This window comes from Herbaspirillum frisingense (assembly GCF_047325095.1).
GTDB lineage: Bacteria > Pseudomonadota > Gammaproteobacteria > Burkholderiales > Burkholderiaceae_D > Herbaspirillum > Herbaspirillum frisingense.
Genome location: NZ_CP168558.1, coordinates 5,283,608 through 5,305,381, shown reverse-complemented (window position 1 = coordinate 5,305,381; position 21,774 = coordinate 5,283,608). Strand labels below are relative to the sequence as shown.

Genomic DNA, 21,774 nt, shown 5'->3' with positions numbered 1-21,774 from the left:
GTAGCGGTAGCGATCAAAGACCGACCAGCCCAGCAAGCTGACGAAAGTCGGTCAGGCGATTGACGCCATAGCTATCGAAGCCGGGTTCATGGTTGCGGTCGATGAAGGCCTTGGCCATGAAGCCCAGGTCGGCGGCCGTCATCAGGTCGTAGCGGAAGCTGGAGGAGCAATGCACCATCTCTTCCGGTCCGCAGCCGAGTTGATCGAACATGTATTCAAACGCCTGGCCGCGTGGCTTGTAGGCCTGTGCTTCCTCTGCGGTGTAGACCGCATGGAAGGGGGCTTTCAGATGTGCCACGCTGTGCGGGATCAGGTCGGTCATCGAATTGGACAAGATCACCAGCGGGATATGCGGTGCGATCTTCTCCAGTGTTTCGACCACGTGCGGATGCGGCTGCCAGGTGGGAACGGCCGCGTAGAGCGACTGCGCATCGCTGGTGCGATATTCCACGTCGTGCGCGTGGCAGGCGCGCTGGATGGCGTTTTCCACGACATCGAAGAAGGGCTTCCAGGCACCTAGCACTTCGTCCAGGCGATAGAAACGGAAGCTTTCCAGAAAGCCCGGCATGCGTTGCTCGCTGACACGATCGGAGAACAGCGATCTGGCCGTGGGGCCCATTTCAAAATTGATGAGTGTTCCGTAGCAATCGAAACTGATGAACTTCGGCTTGAAAATCATTGGATCAATCTCCTTCGTGGTCGATGGAGAAAGTATGGCCGCCCGGCCAAGAGAAAAATCTCTTATTGCCGGGCGATCGGAGCAGCTTCTACTTTTAATCCTGGGCTTTCCGGCATTTTCCTTGGATCGGGGCCATGCGTTCGGGCCGGGTGCCAGACGCGCTGCACCTCTTGGCCTGGCAACCGGCTTTCTTGCCTGTACCGGCCTTAATGCAGATTTAATGAAGAATTAAATTTACATTAATCCCAGTGGCAAACTGCGGTTCCATAATCTTTTCCGAGGGAGGGTCACGGTCCTGTTCCCTCGTCCTGATCGATATTGGTGGGAGCCCATGATGCAACTGAAGTCGTACTGGCTGGACACATCGCCGCCCTTCATGAGCCAGACCGATGCACTGCCCGAGGGCGGCTGTGACGTGCTGGTGGTTGGTGGCGGCATCACCGGATCGTCCGCAGCGCTGGCGCTTTCACGCAAGGGAGCTCAGGTGGTGGTGTGCGACGCCGACATCGTCGGCGGCGCTGCCTCCGGGCGCAATGGCGGCATGTGCAACAACGGCTTCGCCCAGGACTACGCGGCACTATCGCAGCGCCTGGGCAGCGAACTGGCCGACCGGATTTATCGAGCCTTCGATGCCGGCGTCGATACGGTCGAAAGGCTTGTCAGGCAGGAGTCCATCGATTGCGACTTCGCCCGTCACGGCAAGCTCAAGCTGGCCGCCAAGCCAGAGCATTACGACAAGCTGGCGCGCAGCCAGGAATTGCTGGCCGCCAGCGTCGATCCGCAGACCCGGCTGTTGACCCCTGCACAACTGCGTGACGAGTTGGGTAGCGATTGCTACCACGGCGGGCTGCTTCTCGAAAAAAGCGCTGGCATGCATGTGGGGCGCTATGTACGCGGCCTGGCACATGCGGCACAGCGCCATGGTGCCGTGTATCTCGAACACACGCCGGTGCTTGGTCTTCAACGGCAATCCGGCAGCTATCTCGTGCGCACCGCGCGTGGTCCTTTACGTGCCCGGCAGGTGTTGCTGGCCAGCGGTATCTCGCAAATCGGTCCGTTCGGTTGGGTCCGCCGTCGCATCGTACCTGTCGGCGCGTTCTTGATCGTCACCGAACCACTCCCGCTGTCGTTGCTGGATGGACTGGTGCCCACGCGCCGCATGTATACCGACACCAAGAACTTCGTGAATTATTTCCGCGTCACGCCGGACAAGCGCCTGCTATTTGGTGGCCGTGCGCGCTTTGCCGCCTCCAATCCGCGTTCCGATGCGCGCAGTGGCGATATCCTGCGCCAGCAGATGCTCACTGTCTTTCCCGGACTCGCCGGGACGCGTATCGACTATTGCTGGGGCGGGATGGTCGACATGACCGCCGACAGGCTACCGCGTGCCGGCCAGCGCGAAGGCGTGTTCTATTCCATGGGCTACAGCGGTCATGGCACTCACATGGCGACGCTGATGGGAACGATGATGGGGGAGATCATGGAGGGGCATGTCGATCTCAATCCCTGGAAGGATTTTGCCTGGCCAGCCATTCCCGGCCACTTCGGTAAGCCTTGGTTCCTGCCCTTCGTGGGGGCGTGGTATCGGCTCAAAGACCGGCTGCGATGAGCGCGAGCGGGGCGGCGGCCGGACAGGATGTGCTGCGCGGTGGTCAAGCGCCTGCACCAGCGCTTGCAGCCGGCCAATGCAGGCCTAGACCTCTGGCGTTCCGACCAGCCCCACCACGACCCGATCACGGCCGGCCCGCTTGGCGTCGTACAGTGCCACGTCGGTATGCGCCAGCAGGCTTTCCAGGTCGGCGGGAGGGGTCTCGAAGACGCTGCCACCCACGCTCAGGCTGACGGGGGCGGGTGTGGGGAAGCTCTTGCCGGCGACGTGAGCGAAGCCCTGTCGCAGGCTTTCCCCCAGATGGGTGACCTGATCGGTGCGGGCATCCTGCAGCAGGATCACAAATTCATCCCCGCCCAGGCGCGCCGCCAGTGCAGCCTCCGGCAAAACCTCGTGCAGCAGCATGCTCAAGGCTTCGAGCAGCTGGTCACCGGCAGCATGGCCGTGCAGGTCGTTGACCTGCTTGAAGTTGTCGATGTCGATCAGCAGCACTGCGCCGGGATGCTGGACGCTGGCCTGCGCCAGCAGCGCGGGGGCGCTGGTCTTGAGGGCGCGGCGGTTGAGCAGGCCGGTCAGGGGATCGCGGGCCGCCAGCTGGCCGATATGCTGTTCGCGACGGTGCCGTTCGGTGCCGGTCATCGACAGCGCGATCAGCATGATCGCCATCGCACCTTCGATCAGCGATATCCGGATCACCGCGCCGCCAAAGGCGGCCAGGTCCAGCAGGGTGCCTGGTACGATGGCGACGATCGCCTTGGCGACATAGAACAGGCCGTGCGCCAGCAGCACATAACGCAATTGCACCGCGCCCACGCTGAGCGATGCGCCATGTGGTCGCAACAGGTGACTGGCGCGCAGCGTGACGGCGGCGATCATCAACGACTGCACGCCCAGCATCACCCGTGACCACCAGGGTTGCGCAGGCAGGCACAACATCACCAGCCACAGCAGTGCGAGTAGCCACCAGCGGTGCGAGAGCCGGGTGCGGGTAAACCACGCCACGCCGGCCAGGAAGCAGGCGTGCGCGGCGATCAGCATGCCATTGGCGAACCAGATGCCGATGAGCAGGTAGCCGCGCGAGCGCAGCAATGCCAGGAAGGAACCGAGGGCGATGATGGCGAAGCCGCTGCTCCAGAGCAGGAGCGAGCGTTCGCGCACTACGCCCCATTCCACCGCCAGATAGAGTGCAGCGGCCGCCGCCAGGGCGATGGTGAGGATGAGCAGGGTGGAGGGATCGAGAGCCATGGGGTGATACGGCACCGGCAGGCAGTACGAACGATGCGAGCGGTGCAAACGGTGCAAACGGTGCAAACGGTGGGAAGGGCAGGAACAGCCGCTATTGTAGCCGTCGTCCCGCATCCTGGCCGTGTCACCTCCATGGCGGCCCGTCCCCGGGCGCGCCGGTCAGGCCGGTTCGGTCGATGGTCCGGTCGCCGTCGGGGAGGGGGGCGGCAGTTCGTCACCGCCCGGGATCTGCTGGGGCGAGAACAGCGGCAGCTTCTTCTTCACCAGCGGCAGGTTTTCGCGTTCGGTACCGTCCGGCAACACGGCCTGCTCGGCCGATAACCAGTTTCCATTGTCTGTGCTCGTGTCGCTCATTTTTTTTCCTCGGGGTTGCGGAAGGGCCAGCTTGTCCGTTTTGGGCAAATGCCTCGTTGATGCAACGCAACCGGGGCAGGTTTTGATGAGAATTCTTCTTGTCGCTTGGATAATACGGTCCGGCTCGCGTACTATGCTTCCCATCCGGTGGTCATCCCGGACCAGCCTTGTCAGGCGGCAATTCCAGGACGCAACAGGAACACCATGTCACACCAGCAGAACTCGCAAGACTCTTACACTGACCCGGCCCATGCCGTGTCCCTGCGGCAACTGATCCGTTCCGATCAGCTCATGGCGCTGCGCCAGACCGTGCTGCTGTCCATGCCGGTCAACATGCTGCTGGGCGTGATCTCGACCTTCGTGGCCTGGCGCTCGGGCAAGCTCTCCATCGCCCTGATCTGGCTGGCCTGCTCGGGGCTGGTCAATGTGTTGCGCATCCTGGCCTGCCGCATCCCGGTGGAGCGTCTGGCAGCGGCGCTGCCTTTCCTGGCTGCGCGCACTGTCGGCGATGGCGATCGCGTCACCGAACTCAACCTCCGACTGCACTGCATCCTGGCCCTGATGTCGGGCATCGTGTGGGCCGGCGTCCCGCTGCTGTGCGCAGGCTATACCACGCCCGAGACTCTTTTCTATCTCACCTGCGTATGCGGTATCACGGCCGGCGCGGTGACCCACGGCTTCGCATTTGCTCGCATTCCGATCTGCTTCATCACGCCGCCGTTGCTGTCCATCATCTTCTGCCTGGCCACCATCGAGACCAGCGCCACCCGCATGGCACTGGCCGCAGCGGTGCTGCTCTACCTGGCTGCGCTGATCCGGGGCTCCAAGGTCAGCGAGGGCCTGGTCTCGCACGCCAGCGCGCTGAAGAACGAGGCCACCACCGCCAAGCAGGCGCTGGAAGTGGCCCACCAGGACCTGCACCGCTTCGCACAGAAGATGCAATATCAGGCCGAACATGACCTGCTGACCGGTCTGCTGGGCCGCGCCGGTTTCATGGAAGTGGCGCCGCGCATGGTGGCGCGGCAGGAGCATGCCTTGTGCATGATGTTCCTCGACCTGGATGGCTTCAAGGTGATCAACGATGCCTACGGCCACGATGCCGGCGACCAGGTGCTGGTCGAGGTGGCACGGCGGCTGCGGGCCAGCGTGCCCGAGACCGCCACGCTGGCACGCCTGGGGGGCGACGAGTTCGTGATCCTGTACCCGCTGGCGCCGCAGGCTGAACCGCCGGAACAGCTGGCCCGGCGGCTCATCGCCGCCATCCGCCAGCCCTTCGCCCGTCTGGCTCACCGGCACATCGGCCTGAGCCTGGGCATCACCATCACCCGCAGCGATGACATCAACGAGATGCTGGTCTGCTCCGATGCCGCCATGTACGAGGCCAAGCGCCGTGGCCGCAACCAGTTCCATGTGTTCAACGACGACCTCAACGCACACCTGCAGATGAAGCGCGACGTCGAGCGCGACCTGGCCGATGCCCTGGCGCGCCGCCAGCTGGAGGTCTGGTTCCAGCCCATCATCCAGCATGATGGTCGCACCCTGGATGGCTTCGAAGCCCTGCTGCGCTGGCGTCATCCGCGCCACGGCGCCATCGCGCCGCCCGACCTGATCGAGATCGCCGCGCTGGCCGGCCTGTCGGAGGAGTTGCTGCGCTTCATCATCGGCGAGACCGGGGCCATGATCGCCTTCCTGCAGGCCAGCGGCCGCCCGGACCTGCGGGTATCGATGAACATTTCTCCACGGGAGATGGAGCGCATCAGCGTCGATGAACTGGTGACGGAGATGCTGAAGTCGCGCCAGCTGCCGGCCCGGATGCTGGAAATCGAGATCACCGAAGAAACCGCCCTGGACCTGCAGGCCGCCAGCCAGAGCCTGGTGGCGCTGGCGATGCAGGGCGTGAGCATCGCCATCGATGACTTTGGCGTGGGTTATTCCTCGCTGGGCTTCCTGCGCCAGATGCGCGTATCGCGCGTGAAGATCGACCGCAGCTTCGTCACCGGCCTGACCGATCAGACCGAAAACCAGGCGCTGGTGGCCGCGGTGCTGCAGTTGTCGGGGTCTTTCGGCTTCCAGGTGGTGGCCGAGGGCGTCGAGAGCGAGGACGATCTGCGCACCCTGCAAGCCCTGCAGTGCCATGCCATGCAGGGTTTCTATTTCTCCCGCCCGATGCCGGCGGACCAGGCGCGCCGCATGGTCAGTGCCCTGGCGCAGGTGTAGGCGCCCAATCCCCCTGTGGCTCCATGCGCCGTGATGACGCGGCGCTGACAAACTTGAAGCAGATCAAGCTTTGTCCGATCAGGGCGCCGCTCCCACCCCGGGGCGGCTATGCTGCGACACAACAAGCATGCCCGCGCATGCCCAGTGTCTCGTCATCGCCTCCCGGAGAATGCCATGTTTCCACCCGCCCAGGCCTCGCCTGCGCAGCGCTACGACCAACTCATCCGCGACGCCCTCGGTGCTCGGCCCATGCGGGTCGCCGTGGTCCATCCCTGTTCGGTCGAGGCCTTGCAAGGGGCGCTGGAAGCGCGCGACGAAGGCCTGCTCGAGCCAGTGCTGGTCGGCCCCGAAGCCAGGATACGTCGCATCGCCGAGCAGGCCGGCCTGTCGCTGCAGGGTTTGCCTATCGAAGCGGTCGAGCACAGCCATGCGGCCGCTGCCCGGGCCGTCGAGCTGGCCGTGCAGGGCAGGGTGGGCGCCCTGATGAAGGGCAGCCTGCACAGCGATGAATTGCTGGGCGCGGTCGTCGCCGCCGGCTCCGGTCTGCGTACCGAACGCCGCATCAGCCACGTGTATGCGATGACCATCCCCACCTATCCCAAACCGCTGGTCATCACCGACGCCGCCATCAACATCGCACCCACGCTGGCGCACAAGCGCGACATCTGCCAGAACGCCATCGACCTGCTGCACGTGATGGGCGTGCCGCGTCCCCATGTGGCGGTGCTGGCGGCGGTGGAGACCGTCAATCCGGCCATGCCCTCCACGCTGGATGCCGCCGCGCTGACGGTGATGGCGACGCGCCACCAGATCACCGGCGCGCTGGTGGATGGCCCGCTGGCCTTTGACAATGCCATCAGCCTGGAGGCCGCCACCATCAAGGGGATAGCCTCACCGGTGGCCGGCAGTGTGGACATCCTGCTGGTGCCGGACCTGGAGGCTGGCAACATGCTGGCCAAGCAACTGATCTACCTGGCGCAAGCCGATGCCGCAGGCCTGGTGCTGGGCGCGCGCGTGCCGGTGATTCTCACCAGTCGCGCCGACAGCCTGCGGGTGCGCCTGGCATCGTCCGCGCTGGCCCGGCTGGTGGCGGCACGGGCCGCCGTGCAGGTATCCCCTCAGGAGGACGCATGAACCGCTGGCTGCTCACCTTCAATGCAGGCTCGTCTTCGATCAAGCTGGGCGTGTTTCGCCTCGACCAGGCCCGCGCCACCAAGATCGGGCAGGGGCAACTGGACCTGCACCTGACGCCGCTGCAATTGCGTCTGGAGATCGATGGCGTACGTTCGGCCATCGAGATCAAGGCCGACCCGATAGCATCGATGGACAAGGTGCTGGAAGAAGTGCTGCACCAGCTGGAAGTCGGCCATGAGCAGGGCGCCCTGTGCGCGGTCGGGCACCGCGTGGTGCATGGCGGCCTGCACCTGTCGCGCCCGGTGCTGCTGGACGCCGCCATCGAAGCCACGCTGGAGGCCCTGGCGCCGCTGGCCCCTTTGCACCAGCCCCAGAACCTGCGGCTGATCCGCGCCATCGAGCGTTTGCGTCCCGGATTGCCGCAGACCGCCACCTTCGACACCGCCTTCCACGCCACCCAGGATGCGCTGGCGCGCCGCTTTGCCCTGCCACGCAAGCTGCATGACGAAGGCGTGCTGCGTTACGGCTTCCACGGTATTTCCTACAGCTATATCGCCGATGAGCTGCGTCGGCGCGGCCTGCCCGAGGCACACGGCAACGTGGTGGTCGCGCACCTGGGCAATGGCGCCAGTCTGTGTGCGCTCCAGAACGGTCGTAGTGTCGATGCCAGCACCGGCTTTTCCACGCTGGAAGGCGTCCCCATGGGCACGCGTTGCGGCGCGCTTGATCCCGGCGTGTTGCTGTACCTGTTGCAGCAGGGGATGACCCCGGCCGCGCTGGAAGACCTGCTGTATCACCAGAGCGGCCTGCTGGGGGTATCCGGCGTGAGCGCCGATGTGCGCACGCTGCAGCAGAGCCAGGCCATCCCGGCCCGTGAAGCATTGGAGCTGTTCGCGCTGCGCTGCGCCGGCGAGGCGGCACGGCTGGCCACCACCCTGGGCGGCATGGATGCACTGGTCTTCACCGCCGGCATCGGCGAGCATGACGCCCGCATGCGCACCGCCATCTGCCGCCGGCTTGGCTGGCTGGGCATCAGGCTGGACCCGGCCGCCAATGAACAGCATCTGGAATGCATCAGCAGCCAGGCCAGCCGCCTGCGGGTGCTGGTGATCCCGACCAATGAGGAACAGGTCATTGCCGACGACGCGGCCAGACTGCTGATGGGGAAGGAGCGATGAGGGTGTTCGCGCAAGGCGCGGAGCCAATGGCGTCGACAGCGACGGCGCGCTAGTCGCCGGCCGCTGCTGCTTTCTTGCGGGGACGGGGCGGCTTCTTTGCAGCGACAGCGGATGGAGCGGCCGTGGTGGCGGTCACCGCCACGGAGGCCTTCATGAACCACGCCAGTACCGACTCGGCGGTCTTGCCGTCCACGATGTGCGGCACACAGCGGTAGGAGAAACTGACGCCCTCGCACAGCGCCATCAGGCCGATGGCGATCTCGCGCGCCGGTGCGGCGGGGGTGACCCCGGTCAGGTCGCAATAGGCCTGCACGAAACAGGTGATCTGGCGGTAACGCTCTTCCAGGTAGACATCGAGCTGCAGGCGGAACTTCTCGTCGCGCAGGGCCACGATGCGCGCCTCCATCCACAGCAGGCTGCACTTGTCGTCGCGATAGAGCGCCGAATACTGCTCGGCCAGCGCGTCGCGCAGGGCATCGGGATCGGTCACTGCGCCATCAAGCAGTCGCTGGAAGCCACGGTCGATGCTCTCGCCCTCGCGCCGGAGCAACTCGAAGAACAGCTCGGTCTTGTCGTCGAAGTTGGAATAGAACGCGCCTCGCGAGTAGCCCGCCGCCGTGCTGATATCCTCCACGCTGGTAAGCGCATATCCCTTTTGCATGAAGACCGCGTGCGCCGCCTCCAGCAGCCTTGCGCGGGTCTGCTCGCGACTTTGCTCGCGGCTCAGTCGTTGGCGTGGTGGGCTTGGTTCGCGTGTCATGGGGCAGGATTCTAACACTGTTGTATTCAAATACAGGATTGCATCTGAATTCATATCTGCATTAGAATCGCTGAACTTTTGTAAAGACCACCCTCGAGGATGCGGAGCGCCCGGCGATCCGACCCTACCTTCCTGAAAGGAAAGCTGTGAAGCCCGATCCGCGTCCCCGTGTCCTTCCCCTGCATCTGTCGCTACCCCGGCGCGTACCGCTCGGCCTGGCCGCGGTGGCCCTGGCGCTGACCCTGTCGGCCTGCAGCAAGCCGGCGCCGGTGGCCGATGCCCCGCGCGAAGTGGTGATCCTGCAGCCGCAGGAACGGGACGGCGGACAGCCTTTGCATCTCCCGGCCGAGGTGCAGTCGCGCTATGTGACCTCGATGTCCTTCCGTGTCGCCGGCCAGCTGGTGGAGCGCCGCGTGCACCTGGGCGACGTGGTGCGCAAGGGCCAGGTGCTGGCCCGCCTGGACCCGTCGGATGCCGATCAGAATGCCGCCTCCGCCCGCGCCGAACTGGCCTCGGCACGCCAGCACCTGGACGCCGCCGAGAAACAGTTGCAGCGCGATACCGCCCAGGCCCGCGAACAGCTGATCAGCGCCCAGCAACTGGAACAGAGCCAGGATGCGCGCGCCGCTGCACTGGCGCAGTTCCAGGCGGCCCAGGCACGTGCCTCGGTGGCCGGCAACCAGCGCGACTACACCACCCTGGTAGCCCAGCATGACGGCGTCATCAGTGCCGAACAGGCCAATACCGGTGACGTGCTCAACCCTGGCCAGCCGGTCTATTCGCTGGCCTGGTCGGGCGCCGTGGATGTGGTGACCGATGTCGCCGACCGCCAGCTGGCCGGCCTGCAACCTGGCCAGCCCGCGACCGTCACCCTGGCCGCGTTGCCGGGCAAGACCTTCAAGGGCAAGGTGCGCGAAGTCAGTCCCGCCGCCGACCTGCAGAGCCGCACCTATCGCGTCAAGGTCACCCTGGAACAACCCGACGCCAGCGTGCGCCTGGGCATGACCGGGGATGTCGTGATCACGCCCGACGTTCCCTCCGGCCAGGCCAAGGTATTGCTGCTGCCGGCGACTGCGCTGTTCCATCAAGGCGGCAAGCCGGCGGTCTGGATCGTCGGCGCCGAAGGCAAGCTGGAACTTCGCCCGGTGACCGTATCGGCCTATGGCGAGCGCAGCATTTCGCTGTCGCAGGGCGTGGCCGCGGCTGACAAGGTGGTGGTGCAGGGCGTCCATACCCTGACTGCTGGCGAGAAGGTCAAGCCGGTCGCCCCGCTGCACGCCGAGGACTTCGCCCTATGAGCGCGCCCGGCCGTTTCAATCTCTCCGCCTGGACGCTGCAGCACCAGGCGCTGGTGACCTTCATCCTGGCGCTGGTGACGCTGCTGGGCATAGGCTCCTACAACCGGCTCTCGCAGTCCGAAGACCCGCCCTTCACCTTCAAGGTCATGGTGATCCAGACCGACTGGCCCGGTGCCACCGCGCGCCAGGTCCAGGAGCAGATTACCGACCGCATCGCCCGCAAGCTGCAGGAAACGCCGGATGTGGACTTCCTGCGCAGCTATTCCCGTGCCGGCCAGTCGCAGCTGTTCTTCACCATCAAGGACACCGCACCCGCTTCGCAGGTGCCGCAGACCTGGTACCAGGTGCGCAAGAAGGTCGGCGACGTCGCCGCCACCCTGCCGCAAGGCGTCAAGGGACCTTACTTCAATGACGAATTCGGCGACGTCTACACCAACATCTATGCACTGGCCGGCGACGGCTTCACGCCCGCACAACTGCGCGACTATGCCGACCAGTTGCGCGGTGAACTACTGCACGTGCCGGGTGTGGCCAAGATCGATTACTTCGGCGAGCGCCAGGAACACATCTACATCGACATCGGCAACGCCCGCATGACGCGCCTGGGCATCAGCCCGCAGCAACTGGCCGATGCCATCGGCGGCCAGAACGCCGTGGTGCCGGGCGGCCTGATCACCACCGGCAACGACCGCGTCTATGTGCGTCCTACCGGCCAGTTCGACAACCTGCGGGCACTGGAAGACAAGGTCATCCACCTCAACAACCGCAATTTCCGGCTGGGTGACATCGCCACCATCCACCGTGGCTACGACGAACCCCAGGAACAGGAAATGCGCGCCAACGGCCAGCCGGTGCTGGGTATCGGCGTGACCATGCAGCCCGGTGGCGACGTCATCCGTCTGGGCAAGGCCCTGGATGCGCGTACCGAAGAATTGCGCAAGCGCCTGCCGGCCGGCCTGACCCTGACGGCGGTCTCCAGCATGCCGCACGCCGTGGAAAAATCGGTCGACGATTTCCTCGAAGCCGTGGCCGAGGCTGTCGCCATCGTGCTGGTGGTGAGCCTGGTCTCGCTGGGCATCCGTACCGGCATGGTGGTGGTGATCTCGATTCCCATCGTGCTGGCGGTGACCTCACTGTTCATGTACATGTTCGACATCGGCCTGCACAAGGTCTCGCTGGGCACCCTGGTGCTGGCCCTGGGCCTGCTGGTGGATGACGCCATCATCGCCGTCGAGATGATGGCGGTGAAGCTGGAGCAGGGCTGGAACCGCCGCCGCGCCGCCGCCTTCGCCTACACCAGCACCGCCTTCCCGATGCTCACTGGCACCCTGGTGACGGTGGCCGGCTTCCTGCCGATCGCCCTGGCCAAGTCCGGGACCGGCGAATACACCCGTTCCATCTTCGAGGTCTCGGCCATCGCGCTGCTGCTGTCGTGGCTGGCGGCGGTGGTGCTGATCCCGCTGCTGGGCTACCACATGCTCAAGGAAAAGCCGGGCGCGCTCACTGATGAACAGATCGCCGCCAATCCACATGCCGGCCATGACGAGGAAGACCACGATCACCCCATCTACCAGACCCGCATCTACACCCTGCTGCGGCGCTCGGTGTCCTGGTGCGTGGCCTTCCGAGGCCGCGTGGTGATCGCCACCACCCTGCTCTTCATCGGTTCGCTGGCCGCCTTCGCGCTGGTGCCGCAACAGTTCTTCCCCAGCTCCGACCGGCCCGAACTGCTGATCGACATGCACCTGCCCGAGCGCGCCTCCTTCGAGGCCACCCAGCGCGAAGCCATCCGCATGGAAGCCCTGCTCAAGGACCGGCCGCAGATCGATCACTACATCAGCTTCGTCGGTGTCGGTGCACCGCGCTTCTACCTGCCGCTGGACCAGCAACTGGCCAGCCCCAACTTTGCCCAGTTCGTGGTCACCGCCAAGTCGGTGGAAGATCGGGAAGCCCTGGCAAAGGCGCTGGAAGAGCCGTTGCGCAAGCAGTTCAGCGGTGTGCGTACCCGCATGACGCGCCTGGAAAACGGTCCGCCGGTCGGCTTCCCGGTACAGTTCCGCATCAGTGGCGAGCAGATTCCCAAGGTGCGCGCCATCGCCGAACAGGTTGCCGCCGAAATGCGCAAGGAGACCCGTGCCACCAATATCCAGTTCGACTGGGATGAACCGGCGCAGCGTTCGGTCTCCTTCGAGATCGACCAGAAACGCGCCGGTGAGCTGGGTCTGAGCAGCCAGCAGATTTCCAACTTCCTGGCCATGCAACTGTCGGGCTACACCATCACCCAGTACCGCGAGCGCGACAAGCTCATCAGCGTCGATCTGCGCGCGCCGCGCAGCGAACGCGTCGACCCCTCGCGCCTGGCCACGTTGTCCATGCCCACCCCTAACGGCCCGGTGCCGCTGGCGACCCTGGGCAAGTTCCACAACACGCTGGAATACGGCGTCATCTGGGAACGCAACCGCCAGCCCACCATCACCGTGCTGGCCGATGTGCGAGCAGGCGTGCAGGGTATCGACGTGACCAACGATGTCAACCAGAAGCTCGACGCGCTGCGCGCCGAGCTGCCGGTGGGCTACCGTATCGACGTCGGCGGCCCGGTGGAAGAAAACGCCAAGGCGCAGTCCTCGATCTCGGCACAGATGCCGCTGATGTTCATCGCCGTACTGCTGTTGCTCATGGTGCAGCTGCAAAGCTTCGGCCGTACCCTGATGGTGGTGATGACCGCCCCGCTGGGTCTGATCGGTGTGGTCGGCGCGTTGCTGCTGTTCGGCCAGCCCTTCGGCTTCGTCGCCATGTTGGGGACCATCGCCATGCTGGGCATCATCATGCGCAACTCGGTGATCCTGGTGGACCAGATCGAGCAGGACATCGCTGCCGGCCGTGGCCGCTTCGACGCCATCGTTGGTGCCACCGTGCGTCGCTTCCGCCCGATTACGCTGACTGCGGCCGCTGCCGTGCTGGCGCTGATCCCGCTATTGCGCAGCAACTTCTTCGGCCCGATGGCCACCGCCCTGATGGGCGGCATCACCATCGCCACCATCCTGACCCTGTTCTACCTGCCGGCCCTGTATGCGCTGTGCTACCGGGTCAAGCCGGATGAAACCCATCATCGCGACAACGCCGCGCAAGGGAGCCACTGATGAGCGCCGTCCGTTTTTCCCCCGCCCCGCGCACCCTGGCGCTGGCCGCAGCGCTGCTGGTCTCCGGTTGCGCCCTGGGTCCGACCGGCGAGGCACCGGCCTCGCCCCAGCCGGCCCACTACGCCGTCGATGCCACACCCGCCACCCTGGGGCCGCAGGAGGCGCGTCAGAAATTCGTGCTCGGCCAGCGCGCCGTACCGCAGTGGTGGCGTGCCTATGGTTCGCCGGAACTCTCCGCATGGGTGGAAGAGGCCCTGCGTAGCAACCATTCGCTGGCCCAGGCCGATCGCAATCTGGCCGCCGCCCGCCTGCAGTTGCGCGCCCAGATCGATGAATCGCTGTGGCCCACCATCGATGCGGTCGGCCAGGCCCAGCGCCAGCGCGCCCTGGGGCTGCCCAATCTGGGGCCGACCACCAACCTGTACAACGTCTTCGCCGGCCAGATCCGCGCCAGCTACACCTTCGACCTGTTTGGCGTGGAGCGCTTCGCCAACTCGGCGGCTGCAGCCCAGGTGGATGCGCAGTCCTACCAGTTCGACGCGGCACGCCGCTCGGTGGCGGCCAATGTAGTGATCACGGCCATCAATGCGGCTTCCCTGCACGCGCAGGTGATGCATACCGAACGCCTGGTGGCGCTGGCCGATGCCGATGTCGAGGAGATGCAGCGCCGGCTGGCGCTGGGTGCGGTGTCACAGGATGAGTTGTTGTCGGCGCAGGCCAGCGCGCAGTCGCTGCGCGCCAGCCTGCCCGCCATGAAAGCGCAGTGGCAGGCCTCGCGCCATGCGCTGGCGGTGCTGATGGGACGCACCCCGGACGCTGCGCCTGCCGATCTGGATATCACCCGTCTGCAACTCCCCGGCGAAGTGCCGATGACCTTGCCTTCGGAACTGCTGCGCCAGCGGCCCGATATCCTGGCCGCCGACGCCGCATTGAAGGTGGCTGCCGCCGAACAGGCGCTGGCCACGGCCGAGATGTTCCCCAGCCTGTCCATCAGCGCCTCCTTCGGCCAGTCCGGTTTTTCCTGGGCCAAGGCGACCAGTGGGGCGGGTGCGGTGTGGGGACTGGGGGCTTCGTTGACGCAGCCGCTGTTCCACGGCGGCGCTCTCAGCGCCCGGCGCGACGCTTCCAAGGAGGCCTATCTCGCGGCCGAGGCCAATTATCGCCAGACCGTGTTGAATGCCTTCCAGAACGTGGCCGATAGCCTGGTGGCGCTGACCCAGGATGCTGATGCCCTGCAAGCCTCCACGGCGGCGCGCGCGGCCAGCGAGCAGGGCTGGCGCAATGCCCAGCGACGCGCCCAGCTGGGCGCCTACCCGGCCAGTGCCGCACGCGCAGGCGAGCGCCAGTATCTCAATGCCAGGCTGGGCGAAGTGCGTGCCACGGCCAGCCGCATGAGCGATACCGCCACCCTGTTCCAGGCCATGGGCGTGGGCATCGAGGTACCGCCCCAGCAGGCGGCGGCCAAGCCCTGAACGGACAGGAGGGTAGCACCCAGCGGGCGCTCCCCTCCCTTCCCTATCCCCTTCTCTCCTCAACCGCCCACGTACTGCTGGAACAGGTGGCTGAACAGCCGGGTCAGGTCCTTCATCAGCATCGCCCCGCCGCGACCGGCGTGGGCTTCGAACGCGATGCTCATCGTACCGATGAAGACGGCCAGGCGCAGGGTGGTGGTGTGCATGATGGGCTCCTTGTGGTGGCGGATTGCTGTGTCGATGGAGTCATCTTGCACCGGTCCGGTCATGCCCGGATGTCAAAAAGCGACGCCCGCATTTCAGTTGAAATAATTTTTCTCCGCTGTCAGTTATTCGTCAGTCAACCGGCAAACAGCTCAGCTATATTCTCGCGTGGTGGTAGGTCTTCAGGGGCAGCGTTATCGCCGCCTCGAACCACAACAACAATGAAATCCGCGCGAGCGGACAGAAGAGAATCGGGGAATCCATGTCGAGAATGCCGGTATGCCTTGCAGCACTGCTGCTGGGTGGTTGTGCCTCCATCACGGGCACGCAGACGCAGCCCATTTCAGTCATTGCCAACCAGGGCAGCCAGATCATCTCGGGTGCCAGCTGCACGCTGAGCAACGACGTCGGTAAGTGGTACGTCAAGACCCCAGGCAGCGTGGCCATCAAGAAGAGCACGGGTGATTTGCTGGTGGAATGCGCCAAGGACGGTGTGAGCGGTCAGCAGAACGTGGTCTCGCGCGCCAACACCAATGTGTGGGGAAACCTGCTGCTGGGTGGCCCGATCGGCTATGTGGTCGATCGCAGCAGCGGTGCCGGTTTCGATTATCCTGACTCGGTTACGGTGACGCTGGGCAGCCGTCTCGGCGTCCTGCCCTCGGCGGGCGTCGCGGGCGGTACGGCCAGTCCCGATCCGACCCCGCCTGATGGCCGCTGGCGTGCCGTCATGTCCTGCGATGCCAACCGCTTCAACAAGGATTCCAAGCCGTTCCAGGCAAATTTCATCGCCGAGGTCGATGGTAACCGTGTGAGCCTCAAGCGCCGTACCAAGATTGCAGAGGAGGTGATGTCCGGCACCATCATGGGCGAATCGCTGAGCCTGGATGGCATGGGTTACCGCTTCGAGAATCCCGCCAACACCTGGACCTTCAAGATCGATGGCGTCTTCATGGGCAATGCCAAGATCTATAACGGCAAGGGACCGCAACTGGCCAAGAATGGCATGGTGGCACGACAGTGCACGGTATTGATGATCCACACCGACGTGCCGCCGCCACCGCCCAAGAGCGGGCCACCCGAGGTGGCCGCCACGCCTGCTGCCGCCCAATAGGCGCAGCGGGCTCAGCCCTTGCTGGCCCCGAAGGTGAGGCCAGCCACGAACTGCTTCTGCATCACGAAGAACAGGATCACCGAGGGCAACGCCGCCAGGATGGAACCGGCCGAGACCAGGTTCCAGGCGGTGGTCCACTGTCCGCGCAGGGCCGCCACGCCCACTGTGATGGGCGCCACATCGTCCCCCTGGGTCAGCACCAGCGCCCAGAAGTAATCGTTCCAGACGAAGGTGAAGACCAGCACCGCCAGGGCCGCCAGCGCGGGCCGGATCAGCGGCAGCACGATGCGGTAGAACACGGTCCACTCGCTGGCGCCTTCGATGCGTGCCGCCTCGATCATCTCGAAGGGCAGCTGCTTGATGAAATTGCGCAGGAACAGCGTGCAGAAGCCGGTCTGCATGGCGATGTGGAACAGCATCATCCCGGTGATGGTGTTGAACAGGCCCAGCGACAGCGACAGGTCCCGCACCGGGATCATCAGGATCTGCTGCGGCACGAAGTTGCAGGCCACGAAGGTGGCGAAGAGCACCGTATTGCCCCGGAACTGGTAGGTAGACAGTGCGAAGCCGGCCATCGCCGCCAGCGAGATCGCGCCGATCACCGAAGGAATGGTGATCAGGCAGCTGTTCCAGAAGTAATGCAGCATGGGCGAGGCGGTCAGCGCTTCGCGGTAGTTCTCCAGCATGGCGAAGTCCTGCGGCCAGCCCCAGTAGTTGCCGGCCATCAGTTCATCGTTGGAGCGCACCGAGGTCACCAGCGCGGTCAGCATCGGCAGCAGCCAGATCAGCAGGGCCACCGGCACCGAGATACGGTACAGCGCCCGATTGAACGGCTTCCATTTTTCTATCGGCATGGGAAACATGGCGATCCCTCTTTTCTTCGTTAGCGTTCGGCGCGCAGCATGCGGCGCAGTTGGTAGATGATGTAGACCAGCATGATGGCGAACAGCGTCACTGCCACCGCGGCCGAGTAACCCTGGCGGTAATACTTGATGGCCTGGTCGTAGGCGTAGTAGGCCAGCACGGTCGAACTCTCGTAAGGTCCGCCGCTGGTCATCACCGAGATCAGGTCGAAGCTGCGCAACGCGCCGATGATGCTGACCACGAAGGCCATGAAAGTGGTCGAGCGCAGCTGCGGCAGGATCACGTAGCGCAGCATGCTCCAGCCCCTGGCGCCTTCCATGCGCGCCGCTTCTACCTGGTCGTGGTTCAGTGCCGTCAGCCCGGTGAGATAGAGGATCATGCAATAGGCAGTCTGCGGCCACAGCGCCGCGAAGATGATGCCGAAGGTGGCGTAGCGGGCGTCACCCAGCACCGGTACGCCTCGGCCCAGGATCAGTGACAGCAGGCCGAAGCTGGGATCATAGAACCAGCTGTAGATCAGTCCCACCACCACCCCCGAGAGCACGAAGGGCGCGAAGAACAGCGACTTCACCACGCGCATGCCACGCATCTTCTGGTTCAGGTAGAGCGCGATGGCCAGGCCCATGGGCGGCGCCAGCAGGAACATCAGCAGCCATAGCACATTGTTCTTGAGCGCCGTGTAGAAGGTCGGCGCGTGGAACAGTTCGACGTAGTTGGCCAGGCCGACGAACCTGGGATCGGTCATGCCATCCCAGCTGAAGAAGCTGAGATAGATGGTGTACAGGATCGGATAGAGCACATAGACCAGCGTCATCACGCAGGCCGGCGCCAGGAACCAGAAGGCGGCACGGTTGCGACGGGCGGCGCTGCGCTGCGGGCTGCTGGCCGGGGTGGCTGATACCGCAGATGTGGCAGATGTGGCCGTTGCATCGGTCGCAGGCGGCTGCGCGGCGGAAGTGGGCGCGAGCATGGCAGGGTCTCCTTCAATTTCTGCGGGCCATTCCCGCCGCCGTCGGCGACCGGAATGGCCCGGGTGGGTCACTATCTGCCAGCGCTCAGGACTTCTTGTAGATGCGCTTGCGGGCCTGTTCCAGATCGTTGAGGACATCATCGAGCTTGTTCGGATCGCTGACGAACTTCTGCATGCCCTTCATGCCTTCATCGGCCATTTCCTTGGTCATGTCGCGATCATAGAACTGCGAGATACCGCCCTTGGCATTGGACAGGATCTCGAAGCCGATGCGCGAGATCGGGTCGCTCGGTGCCGGCGACTTGCTGTTGGCCGGCAGCGATCCCAGGCCCTCGGCCAGCTTGGCGCTGATGGCGGGTGTTCCCACGAAGGCGATGAAGCGGTGCGCATCGGCCTTGTTGCGTGCCTTGGCCGGGATGTGGATCGATTCGGTCGGACCTTCCTCGGCCGTCGGCATGGCGGCATCGATGATGGGGAACTGGAAGTAACCCATCTCCGGTGCCAGCTTGGCCGGGAAGCCCTTGGCGATGAAGGTTCCCATCAGCATCATGGCGGCCTTGCCCTGGAACAAGAAGGGCTGGGCGCCGTCCAGGTCGTAGGACAGGGCGTTGTCGATGAAGACCTTGTTGTCGATCAGGCTCTTCCAGGCGGTATAGACCTTTTTCACCCGAGGGTCGGTGTAGGCGACGTCGCCGGCCATCAGCTGCTGGTGGAAGGCATTGCCGTTGATGCGCAGGTCGAGGTAATCGAACCAGCCGGCCAGGGTCCAGGCGTCGCGACCACCGACGGCGACCGGGGCGATGCCGGCGGCCTTGAGTTTTTTGCAGGCTTCCAGGAATTCATCCCAGGTCTTGGGTTCGCTGGCGATGCCGACCTTCTTGAACAGGTCCTTGCGGTAGAACATGCCCCAGGAGTAGTACACGGTCGGTGCCGAATACTGCTTGCCCTGCCAGGAAGACGCTTCCTTGGTGGAAGCATAGGTGCTGTCCCAGCCGTTCTTCTTCCAGTCTTCGCTCAGGTCTTCCAGCAGGCCGCGGCTGGCGTAGAAGGCCATGCGCTCGCCGTTGTGCCAGTTGATGATGTCCGGCGCCTGGGTCGACAGCCAGCCCGGCAATTGCACCTTGTAGGCCTCTTCCTCGATGAAGGACGCCTTGATGTCCACGTCCGGGTTGGCCTTCTTGAATTCATCCATCGTCGATTGCCATACCGCGCGCTGGACCGCCCCCTTGTAGGCGATGTTGACGGCCAGGGTGCCGGCCATGGCGGCGCTGCTCCAGGCGGATGCGGCCAGGCAGCCGGCGATCACGGACATGCGAATCATCTTGTTCATTGTCGTCTCCGAATGTTGGTTTCAAAACAGCTGCGTTGTCGATGCTGTGACCGACCTGCGCAGCTTCTTTTTCAGTTCTGCCAGGTTCTTTGCCCATCTTGCGCAGGTCTCTTGCCTGCTTGTGCGCGGCAGCCGCGGCTGCCGTGCGTTCTTCCAGAGTGAGGCCGGCGTCCTGCCTAATCGGGTTTGCTGCTGCGGTAGATCGCCACGCCCTGCGGTTCCAGGCGGGCCTGTCCCACCAGGAACTGTGCGGTATCGGAGTGCGGTAGCTGTATCGGTGCATCGCTGTAGTTGAAAGCGAATTGCAGGCCGCCGCGCTGCTGCAGGCGCAGGCCTTCCGGCAGACGCTGGGGTGTCAACCCGGCGGCGCGTGCGACCTCTTCGAAATAGCGCATGGTCAGGTTGGCATCGAAGATGCCGGCCAGATAATGGGCCCGTTCCTTGCGCACGATGGCGGGGTGGCCATCCCCGAAGCGGGCGATGGTCTGCAGACCATCGCCATCGGCTTCGATCAGGTCGCGCCAGTAGCGGCCCTGTCCTTGTTCGCTACCCCATTGCACCGGCTCGCTGACGTTGGGACGCATCGATTCCACACGCCAGACGCGCATCGGCAGCAACTCTTGCAGGGAGCCCGGCGGCAGCGTGTCGGGAATCTGCAGCGAGACGGTCTTGGAACCGCTACGCGGGCCGAACACTACCTGCGCGCCGCTTTTCGCGATGCGACCCGGCAGGTCGTCCGGCACGATGGGCAGCGGCGGTACCACGATCATGGCGTAGCCATCGAGGTTCGCGTGCAGCGGCACGATGTCCACATCCAGCCCTAGCGCACGCAGGGTGGAGTAGTAGTCGAAGGCGAAGTGCGCATATTCGAAGTCGATACCCTGGAAATGGATCTCGAAGAGCCACTTGGCGTCATAGTCGAACAGTAGCGCCACCTTGCCGCGTGGCTGTGCCAGGGCACCATGGCTGGTTTCGACCGCGAGGATTTCCTGCGCCACGCGCTCGGCCTCCGAGCCGCCCACGTCGAGGCGATTGTCCGGACGGTTCAGGCCGGCATGCATCTGTTCCTGCGCGAACGGGCACTGGCGCCAGCGGAAGTAGGAGACGCAGCCGGCACCGTGGGCGAAGGCTTCCCAGCTCCACAGACGCACCATGCCCGGCAGCGGATGCGGGTTCCAATGTGCCCAGTTCACCGGCCCCGGCTGCTGCTCCATCACCCAGAAGGGCTGGACCGACATGCCGCGATAGAGGTCATGGTTGAAGCTGGCGAAATCCGGATGGCCGGTGCGCAGCCAGCGCGCCTTGGTGTCCTGGTCGAACCACATCACCTCCAGCGCGCCCAGCGGATAGCTATCCCAGGTGGCCACGTCCAGGTCGGCCGCGACCGGATAGTGATCGAACTCCAGGAACATCTGCATGAAGTTGTGCACCATCAAGCGACCCGGCGAGAGCGGACGCAAAATCTCGACCTGCATGCGGTTGTAGCGCACCACCTCGTCGGAGGCGAAGCGGCGGTAGTCCAGGCGATGCGAAGGATGGGCTTCGGTCACCGTGCCGATGGGCGCATCGATCTCATCGAAGCTGCGATATTCCATGCTCCAGAACACCGTACCCCACGCGCTGTTGAGCGCATCGATGCTGCCGTAGCGCTGGCGCAGCCACTGGCGGAAGCGGCGCTGCGCCGACGGTGAATAGCTGACCACGGTCTGGTGGCAGCCGTATTCGTTGTCCAGCTGCCAGGCGGTCACGGCCGGGTGCTGGCCATAACGCTCGCCCAGCAGGCGCACGATGCGTTGTGATTCTTCGTAATAGGAGTCGGACGAGAAATCATAGTGACGTCGCGAACCGAAGGCGCGCTCGCGACCCTGGGCATCGACTGCCAGCACATCGTCATGGCGGTCGATGAGCCACTTGGGGGGCGTCGCAGTCGGGGTGCACATCACCACCTCCAGACCATGCCGGGCCAGCACGTCGATGGCGCGGTCCAGCCAGTCCCAGCGCAGGTCGCCCGGCGACGGCTCGATGCGGCTCCAGGCGAATTCGCCGATGCGCACCTGCTTGATGCCCAGCGCCTGCATGCGTTGCGCATCGCTTTCCCACATGGCCTCGGGCCAATGTTCAGGGTAGTAACAGACTCCCAATCGTAACGACATGGTCGTGATTCCTTAGCGGTAGTGAAGCGTGGAAGGAGAGGTGCGGCGGTGGTCGC

At 64.7% G+C, this 21,774-nt stretch carries 18 protein-coding genes; 9 read left to right on the top strand and 9 right to left on the bottom strand.

Going from position 1 to position 21,774, the window contains the following annotated elements:
- Positions 1-13: 13 nt before the first annotated feature.
- The gene (locus tag ACEOAC_RS24120) at positions 14-679 is read right to left on the bottom strand and encodes a haloacid dehalogenase type II (RefSeq protein WP_413443783.1); all 666 of its coding nucleotides are present in this window, start codon (positions 677-679) and stop codon (positions 14-16) included.
- On the opposite strand from ACEOAC_RS24120, the gene ACEOAC_RS24115 reads away from it, so the two are divergent.
- Together ACEOAC_RS24115 and ACEOAC_RS24110 are read left to right on the top strand one after the other, a co-directional pair.
- On the top strand, positions 657-911 hold the full coding sequence (locus tag ACEOAC_RS24115) for a hypothetical protein (protein WP_139347101.1): 255 nt from the start codon (positions 657-659) through the stop codon (positions 909-911). The two genes, ACEOAC_RS24120 and ACEOAC_RS24115, sit on opposite strands and share 23 nt — an antisense overlap.
- Positions 912-1,013: 102 nt before the next feature.
- Positions 1,014-2,288: an NAD(P)/FAD-dependent oxidoreductase gene (locus ACEOAC_RS24110; RefSeq protein WP_413443788.1), complete on the top strand. Its 1,275-nt coding sequence runs from the start codon at positions 1,014-1,016 to the stop codon at positions 2,286-2,288.
- A gap of 84 nt (positions 2,289-2,372) precedes the next feature.
- On the opposite strand, the gene ACEOAC_RS24105 is transcribed toward ACEOAC_RS24110, so the two are convergent.
- Positions 2,373-3,533, bottom strand: coding sequence for a GGDEF domain-containing protein (locus ACEOAC_RS24105; protein WP_413443784.1), 1,161 nt, complete (start codon positions 3,531-3,533; stop codon positions 2,373-2,375).
- A gap of 159 nt (positions 3,534-3,692) precedes the next feature.
- Positions 3,693-3,887 carry a hypothetical protein gene (locus ACEOAC_RS24100; RefSeq protein WP_234295227.1) on the bottom strand — a complete coding sequence of 65 codons (195 nt, stop codon included), beginning with the start codon at positions 3,885-3,887 and terminating at the stop codon, positions 3,693-3,695.
- Positions 3,888-4,091: 204 nt separating this feature from the next.
- Here ACEOAC_RS24100 and ACEOAC_RS24095 point away from each other — a divergent pair, with 204 nt between their 5' ends.
- The 3 genes from ACEOAC_RS24095 to ACEOAC_RS24085 all read left to right on the top strand — a co-directional run bounded on the left by ACEOAC_RS24095 (position 4,092) and on the right by ACEOAC_RS24085 (position 8,416).
- Positions 4,092-6,104: a putative bifunctional diguanylate cyclase/phosphodiesterase gene (locus tag ACEOAC_RS24095; RefSeq protein ID WP_413443785.1), complete on the top strand. Its 2,013-nt coding sequence runs from the start codon at positions 4,092-4,094 to the stop codon at positions 6,102-6,104.
- 174 nt (positions 6,105-6,278) lie between these two features.
- Entirely contained in the window at positions 6,279-7,238 is a 960-nt protein-coding gene (locus ACEOAC_RS24090; RefSeq protein WP_413443786.1) for a bifunctional enoyl-CoA hydratase/phosphate acetyltransferase, read from the top strand.
- On the top strand, positions 7,235-8,416 hold the full coding sequence (locus ACEOAC_RS24085) for an acetate/propionate family kinase (protein WP_413443787.1): 1,182 nt from the start codon (positions 7,235-7,237) through the stop codon (positions 8,414-8,416). Before ACEOAC_RS24090 ends, ACEOAC_RS24085 begins: the two co-directional genes overlap by 4 nt.
- A gap of 49 nt (positions 8,417-8,465) precedes the next feature.
- Here the strand turns inward: ACEOAC_RS24085 and ACEOAC_RS24080 are convergent, their stop codons facing one another.
- Positions 8,466-9,176, bottom strand: coding sequence for a TetR/AcrR family transcriptional regulator (locus ACEOAC_RS24080; RefSeq protein ID WP_077235853.1), 711 nt, complete (start codon positions 9,174-9,176; stop codon positions 8,466-8,468).
- A 215-nt stretch (positions 9,177-9,391) separates the two neighbouring features.
- Between ACEOAC_RS24080 and ACEOAC_RS24075 the strand changes: the two genes are divergently transcribed.
- The 3 genes from ACEOAC_RS24075 to ACEOAC_RS24065 are packed head-to-tail and all read left to right on the top strand — an operon-like array spanning position 9,392 to position 15,086.
- Positions 9,392-10,474, top strand: a complete 1,083-nt coding sequence (locus ACEOAC_RS24075) for an efflux RND transporter periplasmic adaptor subunit (protein WP_413628922.1) — start codon at positions 9,392-9,394, stop codon at positions 10,472-10,474.
- On the top strand, positions 10,471-13,614 hold the full coding sequence (locus ACEOAC_RS24070) for an efflux RND transporter permease subunit (RefSeq protein ID WP_241813618.1): 3,144 nt from the start codon (positions 10,471-10,473) through the stop codon (positions 13,612-13,614). Before ACEOAC_RS24075 ends, ACEOAC_RS24070 begins: the two co-directional genes overlap by 4 nt.
- Positions 13,614-15,086, top strand: coding sequence for an efflux transporter outer membrane subunit (locus tag ACEOAC_RS24065; RefSeq protein WP_241813617.1), 1,473 nt, complete (start codon positions 13,614-13,616; stop codon positions 15,084-15,086). The genes ACEOAC_RS24070 and ACEOAC_RS24065 overlap by 1 nt, the downstream gene beginning before the upstream one ends.
- A gap of 59 nt (positions 15,087-15,145) precedes the next feature.
- On the opposite strand, the gene ACEOAC_RS24060 is transcribed toward ACEOAC_RS24065, so the two are convergent.
- Complete coding sequence (locus ACEOAC_RS24060; protein ID WP_158243296.1) at positions 15,146-15,292, bottom strand: hypothetical protein; 147 nt, start codon at positions 15,290-15,292, stop codon at positions 15,146-15,148.
- A gap of 260 nt (positions 15,293-15,552) precedes the next feature.
- Between ACEOAC_RS24060 and ACEOAC_RS24055 the strand changes: the two genes are divergently transcribed.
- Positions 15,553-16,401: a hypothetical protein gene (locus ACEOAC_RS24055; RefSeq protein ID WP_413444322.1), complete on the top strand. Its 849-nt coding sequence runs from the start codon at positions 15,553-15,555 to the stop codon at positions 16,399-16,401.
- A gap of 11 nt (positions 16,402-16,412) precedes the next feature.
- On the opposite strand, the gene ACEOAC_RS24050 is transcribed toward ACEOAC_RS24055, so the two are convergent.
- The 4 genes from ACEOAC_RS24050 to ACEOAC_RS24035 form a co-directional block, all read right to left on the bottom strand.
- A complete protein-coding gene (locus ACEOAC_RS24050; protein WP_006464096.1) occupies positions 16,413-17,264 on the bottom strand; it encodes a carbohydrate ABC transporter permease in 852 nt (283 codons plus the stop codon).
- A 20-nt stretch (positions 17,265-17,284) separates the two neighbouring features.
- Positions 17,285-18,235 (bottom strand): carbohydrate ABC transporter permease, encoded by a 951-nt coding sequence (locus ACEOAC_RS24045; protein WP_241813615.1) that lies wholly within the window; start codon positions 18,233-18,235, stop codon positions 17,285-17,287.
- A gap of 85 nt (positions 18,236-18,320) precedes the next feature.
- The gene (locus tag ACEOAC_RS24040; protein WP_413444323.1) at positions 18,321-19,565 is read right to left on the bottom strand and encodes an ABC transporter substrate-binding protein; all 1,245 of its coding nucleotides are present in this window, start codon (positions 19,563-19,565) and stop codon (positions 18,321-18,323) included.
- A 176-nt stretch (positions 19,566-19,741) separates the two neighbouring features.
- Complete coding sequence (locus ACEOAC_RS24035) at positions 19,742-21,718, bottom strand: beta-galactosidase (RefSeq protein ID WP_413444324.1); 1,977 nt, start codon at positions 21,716-21,718, stop codon at positions 19,742-19,744.
- Positions 21,719-21,774: the final 56 nt, after the last annotated feature.

Bases quoted from the DNA above. Each gene is read 5' to 3' on its own strand.
- ACEOAC_RS24085 (WP_413443787.1), top strand. From the start codon at position 7,235: ATGAACCGCTGGCTGCTCACCTTCAATGCAGGCTCGTCTTCGATCAAG.
- ACEOAC_RS24080 (WP_077235853.1), bottom strand. From the start codon at position 9,176: ATGACACGCGAACCAAGCCCACCACGCCAACGACTGAGCCGCGAGCAA.
- ACEOAC_RS24060 (WP_158243296.1), bottom strand. From the start codon at position 15,292: ATGCACACCACCACCCTGCGCCTGGCCGTCTTCATCGGTACGATGAGC.
- ACEOAC_RS24065 (WP_241813617.1), top strand. From the start codon at position 13,614: ATGAGCGCCGTCCGTTTTTCCCCCGCCCCGCGCACCCTGGCGCTGGCC.
- ACEOAC_RS24045 (WP_241813615.1), bottom strand. From the start codon at position 18,235: ATGCTCGCGCCCACTTCCGCCGCGCAGCCGCCTGCGACCGATGCAACG.
- ACEOAC_RS24100 (WP_234295227.1), bottom strand. From the start codon at position 3,887: ATGAGCGACACGAGCACAGACAATGGAAACTGGTTATCGGCCGAGCAG.
- ACEOAC_RS24070 (WP_241813618.1), top strand. From the start codon at position 10,471: ATGAGCGCGCCCGGCCGTTTCAATCTCTCCGCCTGGACGCTGCAGCAC.
- ACEOAC_RS24055 (WP_413444322.1), top strand. From the start codon at position 15,553: ATGTCGAGAATGCCGGTATGCCTTGCAGCACTGCTGCTGGGTGGTTGT.
- ACEOAC_RS24095 (WP_413443785.1), top strand. From the start codon at position 4,092: ATGTCACACCAGCAGAACTCGCAAGACTCTTACACTGACCCGGCCCAT.
- ACEOAC_RS24050 (WP_006464096.1), bottom strand. From the start codon at position 17,264: ATGTTTCCCATGCCGATAGAAAAATGGAAGCCGTTCAATCGGGCGCTG.
- ACEOAC_RS24090 (WP_413443786.1), top strand. From the start codon at position 6,279: ATGTTTCCACCCGCCCAGGCCTCGCCTGCGCAGCGCTACGACCAACTC.
- ACEOAC_RS24115 (WP_139347101.1), top strand. From the start codon at position 657: ATGAACTTCGGCTTGAAAATCATTGGATCAATCTCCTTCGTGGTCGAT.
- ACEOAC_RS24040 (WP_413444323.1), bottom strand. From the start codon at position 19,565: ATGAACAAGATGATTCGCATGTCCGTGATCGCCGGCTGCCTGGCCGCA.
- ACEOAC_RS24110 (WP_413443788.1), top strand. From the start codon at position 1,014: ATGCAACTGAAGTCGTACTGGCTGGACACATCGCCGCCCTTCATGAGC.
- ACEOAC_RS24035 (WP_413444324.1), bottom strand. From the start codon at position 21,718: ATGTCGTTACGATTGGGAGTCTGTTACTACCCTGAACATTGGCCCGAG.
- ACEOAC_RS24105 (WP_413443784.1), bottom strand. From the start codon at position 3,533: ATGGCTCTCGATCCCTCCACCCTGCTCATCCTCACCATCGCCCTGGCG.
- ACEOAC_RS24120 (WP_413443783.1), bottom strand. From the start codon at position 679: ATGATTTTCAAGCCGAAGTTCATCAGTTTCGATTGCTACGGAACACTC.